Raw genomic sequence first — 6,337 nt, 5'->3', positions numbered from 1 at the left:
TTTCTTTTCACGTTTTAAACCATAATGCTCAATATAATTCACTGATTCAAACAAAGTAATCGCATAAGCAGCCTGTATCACTTGGAATGGTACTGAACGCACTCCAAATTTGCTAAACATAGCGGCATGGTACACAGCAGACATCGCCCAACCATGAATCAATTCATTTTCTTTACAGAAGAATGGTAATTTTTTACGCTCTAAACGGTTTTTCTCAATTTCGATCGCCGATTTGAAACTACCAATCACTGTACGCGGTAAAAATTTCCAGAAAGTTTCACCAATTCGAGATGATGCTGGATCTTCTGGCGTTGCAACACGGCGGTGATGACCATATGGATGCTCAATACGGAAATGATTATAGCCCGATAGAGCTAATGCCAAATGTGATAAATAATGTTCGAGACGACCACTTTTATGGCTCAATTCATGCGCCGTATTGATGGCAATACCATTCACCATTCCCACCAACGTACCCAATAACGCTTGATCTGCAAGTGATGTATCTTTACGACTTGCCAAATAAGTGCCGTAAATATTGGTCGCATATTGCAATGGAATAAAAAGTTTAACAATTCGAGAATAATATGGATCAGCTTCTAAATCTGCAATCGCATCAAGTGGTGGATTTTCTGTGTCCTCACCAATTAGCTTATCCAATGCAGGAATAACCCCATGAATAAATAATGGGCCAAAAGAAGCAAAGAATTTTTTGGTTTTTTTCGGTCCAAATTGATAACCCGCTAAACCACTCATTGCAATAGTCGGTACAGCCAAACCCAATAACCACAAATGACGTTTTTTATCTTTAAAAGTTGTTGTTGCTTGCTCTACATCCAGTTGAGTATGCATATTCATTAGAAACTCCTCAATCAAACACAAAATGTTTTGCTTGAATTGATTGTGTTCTTTTACAGTCACTCTATATTATCATTTTAAGACTTGATATTATCATTTTAAGACTTTACTGGATTTTTATTGTGCAAAAACAGCAAATCCCTGTTATTCCATCTCGTTATTATTTGCGGTTGATCGAAATTCTGATTGGTACTCATCAATATGATAATGAGGTATTAAACGCATTTCATAACGAACTTTCTAAAACTGAGCTTTTATCAATTCAACAAATTGAACAATTTATTGCACTTGGCCTGAGTCTACCTAATACAGAAGATTTGGCTTTTGAACTCGGTACAAATCTAAAACTCAGTTCGCATAGTTTGGTTGGATATGCATTAATGACCAGTCCAAATTTAAAACATGCTTTGAGATTAATCGCACAATATTTTCGGCTAATTATGCCTAGCTTTAAGCTATCGATTCAATTTCCAACTCATCAACATAAGGTTGAGTTATTACTTGAACCCATCTTGCAAATGAATAAGCAATGTTTAGCATTTCATATTGAAGCAATTGCCGTTGGATTTTATTACAGCTTATTAGAACTTGCAGGACAACAATTACAACGTTACCAAATTTATTTAAGTATACCCGAGCCTGTTTATGCTGAACGCTATATACATCTCGTTAAAGCAAATTTTTATTTTAATTACACATGGATGTCAGGTATACGCGTTGTTATTGATCAGCAACAACTGGCACTGCCCTTACCTTTGGCGGATGCTCATAGCCTAAAAGTGGTTGAGCAGCGCTGTCAGGAACAGATTCAGAAGATTTATCATCAAGGTGAAATTGCTGAATGGGTCAGCATGATGCTGCGACAGGCCAATCAGATTCCAACATTAACCGAATGCGCTAAAGTTCTAAATATTTCCACTAAAACTTTACAACGTTATTTGCAGCAACAAGGAGTTGAATTTCAAGCTTTGAAACAAAAAATTAGTACTGAGCGAGCAATTGATTTATTAGAAAATTCAAATTTTACCATCACCCATATTGCTTACGAATTAGGCTATTCTAACCCTGCCAACTTTACCCGTGCATTTAATAAGGTAATGGGATGTAGTCCACAGCACTATCGCCTGTCCCGAGCGAACACCCAACAGGCAGATTAAGTCTCTTGGATTAATTTAAAACGTGGAACCACCTGTCCATTCTCAAGCTCAACTGTTTCAGTAAACATGCCGAGTGGACGTACCCACATGGAATAATCTCCATATAAGCATTGATACACCACCAGTTCTTCTTCAGTTTCACTATGGCGGGCTACATTGAATACCTGATAGAGTTGTCCCTTATAGTGTTGGTATATGCCGCGCTGTAATGTCATGCTATTTTCCTTTAGGTTATGCCATGAAATGATTGCAGTTATATAACAATTTTTAGATAGAAAAATCTTCAAAATATTGATATTTCATCTTAAATTCAAAAATCCGATCAAATCTATAAGAACATACTGTTTTACCTATTCATTATTTTTTCGTACTATGGCTTCATTGAATAAATTTAGCTGACTTGAACTGCTGAGAATTTGGAGATTTACATGTTAGACCAAAATATTAAAACCCAGTTAAAAGCCTATTTAGAACGTTTGGAAAGCCCAATCGAGTTGGTCGCTACCTTAGATGATTCTGATAAAGCTGCAAAAATCAAAGAACTCGTGACTGAAATTGCAGAACTTTCTGACCAGGTTACGGCGCGTTTTGACGGTTCAAACGCTCGCCGTCCTAGTTTCGGTGTAGCTAAAGCAGGCGAACAACCACGTGTGTTCTTTGCTGGCTTACCAATGGGACATGAGTTTACTTCTTTGATCCTGGCATTGTTGCAGGTATCTGGCTATGCCCCTAAAGTATCTGATGAAGTCTTGAACCAGATCAAAGGCTTAAACTTAAAAGCAAACTTTGACGTGTTTGTCTCATTGAGCTGCCATAACTGTCCAGATGTGGTTCAAGCCTTGAACTTGATTGCAATCTATAATCCGAATGCAACTGCGACCATGATTGATGGTGGTTTCTTCCAGGAAGAAGTTGAAGAACGCAAAATCTTGGCCGTACCGATGGTGTTTCAAGACAATGAACATATTGGACAAGGTCGTATGACTTTGGAAGAAATCGTTGCCAAGTTAGATACCAACTCAGCCGAGAAAGATGCCGCAGCCCTCAATGCTAAAGATGCTTTTGATGTATTGGTGATTGGTGGTGGCCCTGCGGGTGGTACTGCGGCAATCTATGCGGCACGTAAAGGTATCAAAACAGGCATCGTGGCTGAACGCTTTGGTGGTCAGGTCATGGATACCATGGACATTGAGAACTTCACCACGGTTCAAAAAACCGTAGGTCCAAAGTTTGCTCAAGATATGGAAGCGCATGTACGTGAGTACGGTGTGGACATCATGAATTTGCAACGTGTCAGCAAGATCACAGGTGCAGATCAAACCGCCAATGGTCTGGTTGAAGTTGAATTGGAAAATGGCGCTAAGCTTGAATCGAAAACCATTATTCTTTCAACAGGTGCACGTTGGAGAGAAATGAATGTACCAGGTGAAGCAGAATACCGTACCCGTGGTGTGGCGTATTGCCCACACTGTGATGGCCCATTATTCAAAGGCAAACGTGTTGCGGTGATTGGTGGGGGTAACTCAGGTGTAGAAGCAGCGATTGACCTTGCAGGGATTGTTGAGCATGTGACGTTGGTTGAGTTTGATACCAGGCTTCGCGCAGATCAAGTATTGCAAGACAAATTAAACAGCTTGCCAAATACCACCGTGATCTTGAATGCACTCAGTACCGAAGTCGTTGGTGATGGTTCACAAGTGACGGCATTAAAATACAAAGATCGCGCGACTGATGTTGAGCATACAGTTGAGCTTGCAGGAATCTTCGTACAGATTGGCTTGTTGCCAAACACCGATTTCCTGAAGAACAGTGCGGTTGAACTCAGCAATCGTGGTGAGATTGTGATCAATGACCGTAACGAAACCAATGTAAAAGGTGTATTTGCTGCGGGTGACTGTACCACCGTGCCTTATAAGCAAATCATCATCGCGACTGGTGAGGGAGCCAAGGCTTCATTGTCTGCTTTTGACTACATGATTCGCTCTGGGGTGTAAATCCAACATAAAACTTGTGCGCGCACTTACATTTTTCAAATGTAAGTGCGTGTTTTTACAAGTTATCAACAAATTTTCAACTTTATTCGTCAACGTTTTTATGTTTATATTTTGGCTATCCATATAGTATTGGATGCCACAAAGAAAAGGAACGAAAAATGAATAAATTACTTGTTGCATTAGGTCTCGCTGCTACTGTTGCGCTTGTAGGCTGTAATAAAGATAAAGCGCCTGAAACTGGGGCAACTACTGGCGAACATTTAGAAAACGCTGCTGAACAGGCTGGTGCTGACATCAAAGACGCAACAGCAACTGCGACTGACAATGTTGCAACTGCGGTTGATAATGCGGGTGATCAAATCGACGCTGCTGCTGATCATACTGCTCATGCAACTGCTGAAGCTGCTGCTAAAACTGAAGCTGCTGCACGTGATGCAACTGCTAAAGTTGCTGGTGCGGTAGAGTCAGGCGCTGCTGATGTAAAAGAAAAAGCGCAACAATAATCTTTTGATTATAAAAAAGCCTCTGATCACAGAGGCTTTTTTAATGCAGAGAAAACTAACCGAGTAATCCTTCATCACGCATTGCAATTTGAACCGACTGACGCTCAGCGACCTTGTTGCGCAAGGCAACAATATTTGGATATGGCGTTAAATCATGTTCAATATGATTTGACCAGTTTGTAATGACAAACAAATACGCATCTGCTGGACCAAAATTATCATCCACCAAATAATCACACTCTGATTCAGCCAGATAGTTGTCAATATATTTCAATAAACGATCAACTTCCGCATAGGCCCTGTTTTTCTCATCATCGGTCAATTTGCCCGTGAAAAATACCGCATAGGCATCATGCAGCTCTGAGTTAAGATAACCCAGCCATTCAAGTACCTTTGCACGCCCCATGCCTGATGGAGGGATCAAGTCCTGTTTTGGATCGTGCTGTGCCAGAAACGGTAAAATGGCCACATTTTCAGTTAAGATCAAGCCAGGGTTGATTTCCAATGCAGGAACATAACCTTTTGGATTGATTTCGTAATAGTCTGCACCTTTTGAAGTTTTATGTGTTTTTAAATCTACTCGTTCTAAATCAAAATCTACATTTATTTCATTTAAAATAATATGGGCCGCCAATGAGCAGGCACCTGGTGAATAATACAACTTCATGTTTGATCCTTGTTATTTAACATTAATGTTTTAAAATGCTTCATCCAAACTTTCAAGCTTTGTTTGTTACTGATTTGCAAAAAAGTATGTTTTTGCACTTTTCAAGCATTTTAAGTTGCCATTGATGTGCTGTTTATAAAAATTCTATCCCGATATTAAGCGCTAAACATGACTATACCATGTCAAAATCTCACTAAAAATTTGACTTGATCAACTGAACACTTACAATACGGCATTTCTATAATTTATATCCCCAGAATCATGTCAAACGATCAGTTAGAAACGCAAATTACGGAACTTGACAATTTACCTGAGCATCGTGAAATTGTGACGTTTATGCGTCGTTCAGCTCCACTCAACACATCTCAACGCACTGCGCTCGAAGATTATCGTGACTTAATTCTGGAATATCCTGTTGGCGACCTACGTCAGCACTTTGAACAGCCAGAGCGTCCGCTCACTGTGGAAATTGGTTTTGGAATGGGTCGCTCACTGGTGCTTATGGCAAAGGCCAATCCTGAACGTAATTTTGTCGGTATTGAGGTGCACGTTCCTGGTATCGCGCAATGTGTTTATGAAGCAGGTATGGCTGGGTTAAAGAATTTACGGGTACTGGATGCAGATGCAATTCAGGTACTTCGTGAAATGCCTGACAATAGCATTAACTGCGTACAACTTTATTTCCCTGACCCATGGCAGAAAAAACGTCACTTCAAGCGTCGTTTCGTTATCCATGAGCGCATGCAGTTGGTTGAACAAAAGCTGGAGTTGGGTGGTACATTCCACGCGGCAACCGATTGGGAACCCTATGCGGAATGGATGCTGGACGTTCTGGATAATCGCCCGAATCTGGAAAATGTAGCAGGTAAAGGCAACAGTTACCCACGCCCAGACTGGCGACCACAAACCAAATTTGAACGTCGTGGTTTAGAAGAAGGTCATAAAATTAATGATTTTCTGTTCAAGAAAATAAAATAAATGGAACTGAGCGATGGTGTTTAGGAATGCCATTGCTCATTAACCTATAAATTTATGATAGATACTCAGTTTGATTTTGCAATTGGAATTCCACCGTACAACGGTGGAACTAGGCATAAAATTAATGATTTTCTGTTCAAGAAAATAAACTAGATGAATCTGAGCGATGGTGTTTAGGAA

7 protein-coding genes are annotated in these 6,337 nt (G+C 40.1%); 4 read left to right on the top strand and 3 right to left on the bottom strand.

Going from position 1 to position 6,337, the window contains the following annotated elements:
• A partial coding sequence (locus tag B4H32_RS10165) for an alkane 1-monooxygenase (protein WP_286802777.1) occupies positions 1-858 on the bottom strand: 858 nt, incomplete at its 3' end.
• A 122-nt stretch (positions 859-980) separates the two neighbouring features.
• On the opposite strand from B4H32_RS10165, the gene B4H32_RS10160 reads away from it, so the two are divergent.
• The gene (locus B4H32_RS10160; protein WP_286802771.1) at positions 981-2,015 is read left to right on the top strand and encodes a helix-turn-helix domain-containing protein; all 1,035 of its coding nucleotides are present in this window, start codon (positions 981-983) and stop codon (positions 2,013-2,015) included.
• Here B4H32_RS10160 and B4H32_RS10155 read toward each other — a convergent pair.
• Positions 2,012-2,230 (bottom strand): DUF1653 domain-containing protein, encoded by a 219-nt coding sequence (locus B4H32_RS10155; protein WP_004759731.1) that lies wholly within the window; start codon positions 2,228-2,230, stop codon positions 2,012-2,014. The two genes, B4H32_RS10160 and B4H32_RS10155, sit on opposite strands and share 4 nt — an antisense overlap.
• Before the next feature lie 213 nt (positions 2,231-2,443).
• Here B4H32_RS10155 and ahpF point away from each other — a divergent pair, with 213 nt between their 5' ends.
• Entirely contained in the window at positions 2,444-4,009 is a 1,566-nt protein-coding gene (gene ahpF / locus B4H32_RS10150) for an alkyl hydroperoxide reductase subunit F (RefSeq protein WP_004681022.1), read from the top strand.
• 158 nt (positions 4,010-4,167) lie between these two features.
• On the top strand, positions 4,168-4,512 hold the full coding sequence (locus B4H32_RS10145; protein WP_178882790.1) for a hypothetical protein: 345 nt from the start codon (positions 4,168-4,170) through the stop codon (positions 4,510-4,512).
• A gap of 55 nt (positions 4,513-4,567) precedes the next feature.
• On the opposite strand, the gene B4H32_RS10140 is transcribed toward B4H32_RS10145, so the two are convergent.
• Complete coding sequence (locus B4H32_RS10140) at positions 4,568-5,179, bottom strand: glutathione binding-like protein (protein ID WP_286802767.1); 612 nt, start codon at positions 5,177-5,179, stop codon at positions 4,568-4,570.
• 261 nt (positions 5,180-5,440) lie between these two features.
• Between B4H32_RS10140 and trmB the strand changes: the two genes are divergently transcribed.
• The gene (gene trmB / locus B4H32_RS10135) at positions 5,441-6,157 is read left to right on the top strand and encodes a tRNA (guanosine(46)-N7)-methyltransferase TrmB (protein WP_286802765.1); all 717 of its coding nucleotides are present in this window, start codon (positions 5,441-5,443) and stop codon (positions 6,155-6,157) included.
• The last annotated feature ends 180 nt before the right edge of the window (positions 6,158-6,337 follow it).

The organism is Acinetobacter sp. UBA2063 (assembly GCF_002333245.1).
Classification (GTDB): domain Bacteria; phylum Pseudomonadota; class Gammaproteobacteria; order Pseudomonadales; family Moraxellaceae; genus Acinetobacter; species Acinetobacter parvus.
This window is presented reverse-complemented; position numbering and strand designations above follow the sequence as displayed.

Bases quoted from the DNA above. Each gene is read 5' to 3' on its own strand.
- trmB (WP_286802765.1), top strand. From the start codon at position 5,441: ATGTCAAACGATCAGTTAGAAACGCAAATTACGGAACTTGACAATTTA.
- B4H32_RS10145 (WP_178882790.1), top strand. From the start codon at position 4,168: ATGAATAAATTACTTGTTGCATTAGGTCTCGCTGCTACTGTTGCGCTT.
- B4H32_RS10155 (WP_004759731.1), bottom strand. From the start codon at position 2,230: ATGACATTACAGCGCGGCATATACCAACACTATAAGGGACAACTCTAT.
- ahpF (WP_004681022.1), top strand. From the start codon at position 2,444: ATGTTAGACCAAAATATTAAAACCCAGTTAAAAGCCTATTTAGAACGT.
- B4H32_RS10140 (WP_286802767.1), bottom strand. From the start codon at position 5,179: ATGAAGTTGTATTATTCACCAGGTGCCTGCTCATTGGCGGCCCATATT.